The sequence below is a fragment of the Salinivibrio sp. MA427 genome (assembly GCF_001996115.1).
GTDB classification, from domain to species: Bacteria; Pseudomonadota; Gammaproteobacteria; order Enterobacterales; family Vibrionaceae; genus Salinivibrio; species Salinivibrio costicola.
The window spans coordinates 1-1,533 of the sequence record NZ_MUFH01000444.1; the positions used below are offsets into that span (position 1 = coordinate 1).

Here is a 1,533-nt window from a genome sequence, read left to right on the forward strand (position 1 = left end):
ATTAAGGACGGTATACTCGCCCCCTACCGTTATGAGCTTGTTCCAGTGTATCTTAATGAAGAAGAGCAACAGCAGTACGAAGAGTATTCAGCTAAAATTCAAAAGTTAATTTTGAGGGCAAAGTCTACAAGGTTATCCATTGATGAGCAGTCGATGTTAACTAATATGTGTGGAGCAAGAGCAAGGATTCTAGCAACTAGCTCAGGTAAACTGCAAGCATTAATCTCCTATTTGAAAAAACATCCAGAGCTATCATTAATACACTCTTTAATCTATGTGGGAGAAGGTTCAGCACCAGGAGATAGTACGCCCTATATAACTAAGGTCACCAATTGTCTACATGAATATGGCTGTAAGGTTTCCAAATTCACTTCTCAAGAGACAGCGTCAGAGCGAAGTAGGATTATGAATAGCTTCAAAGAGCAAAGGATTGATTCTTTAGTGGCCATGARAGTATTGGATGAAGGTATCGATGTTCCGGTGTGTCAAAGCGCGTTTATCTTAGCGAGTACGCGCAATCCAAGACAATATGTCCAGCGAAGAGGGCGTGTTCTTCGAAAAACAGCAGGTAAGCATGAAGCCTTGATTGTGGACTTTGTTGTTCTCCCGTTACCAGGTGTAGTAAATAACTTTAGTCAGAATCTACGTCGGGCGGAGTTGGAAAGAGTAGAAGACTTTAAATTAACAGCTATCAACTCGAAAGAAATTGATAAAAGAATCATTGAATTAGGAATCTATTGATGGACCTTAATGCATTTAAAGCTTTATTAAAAGAAGTTGATAAGGATACACAGATTGCTCATCAGGATTATTCAAATAAGTCAGCGGCTCATAAAGCCGCACTCCAGATAATCCAGTTTGAGAAGGAACTGTACTATGGAGACTTAGTGCAATCTCGTCACATTCAAAAGATCAAAGACATAATTGACGTCAATGCAGAAGATATCGTAAATGAAACTAATAAAACTAGAGATTAATAACTTCCGTCAATTCTATGGTAAGCAATCTATCGACTTTGCTGTAGATCCAGAGCGCGGAGTTACGCTAATTCATGGTGAAAATAATGGTGGGAAAACAGCGTTGCTAAATGCTCTTCGCTGGTGTCTTTATGAAGAAACCACTGAAAACTTAATCGATTCTAAAAACCTTCTGAATAAACATGCTGCGGAACAAGGTAAAAATACCTTTAGTGTTTCTGTGCAACTCGAACACCAGAATCGCTTATTTGAAGTTCGAAGAGTTAGAGTGAAAAATAGTACTAGTAGTAACTTGCATGTGTACGAAATTGAAAATGGCTGCTATGCGGAAAAAGCTGAGGATAACCCGAATACGCTAATAAATACGGTCTTACCAAAAGAGATGTCTCAGTATTTTTTCTATCAAGGTGAAGGTACTGGTACTTTAAGTAGTCAAAATGATTTCTCTCACATCAAAGATGCTATTGATAAAGTGTTGGGTTTAACGGTTGCGCAAACAACTTTAAAACACTTAAGTGCAGTAAAGACAAGTTATCAAAGAGAATTAAAGCAGTAT

At 38.1% G+C, this 1,533-nt stretch carries 3 protein-coding genes; all 3 read left to right on the forward strand.

Annotated elements, in window-relative coordinates; all coding sequences use genetic code 11:
* Positions 1-741: helicase-related protein (locus BZG79_RS15435; RefSeq protein ID WP_277919961.1), on the forward strand; the 741-nt coding region annotated here is incomplete at its 5' end.
* Positions 741-977, forward strand: coding sequence for a CxC ATPase DNA modification system associated small protein (locus BZG79_RS15440; protein WP_077774850.1), 237 nt, complete (start codon positions 741-743; stop codon positions 975-977). The genes BZG79_RS15435 and BZG79_RS15440, both read left to right, overlap by 1 nt.
* The coding region (locus BZG79_RS15445) for an ATP-binding protein (protein ID WP_199878050.1) at positions 952-1,533 on the forward strand (582 nt) is incomplete at its 3' end. The genes BZG79_RS15440 and BZG79_RS15445, both read left to right, overlap by 26 nt.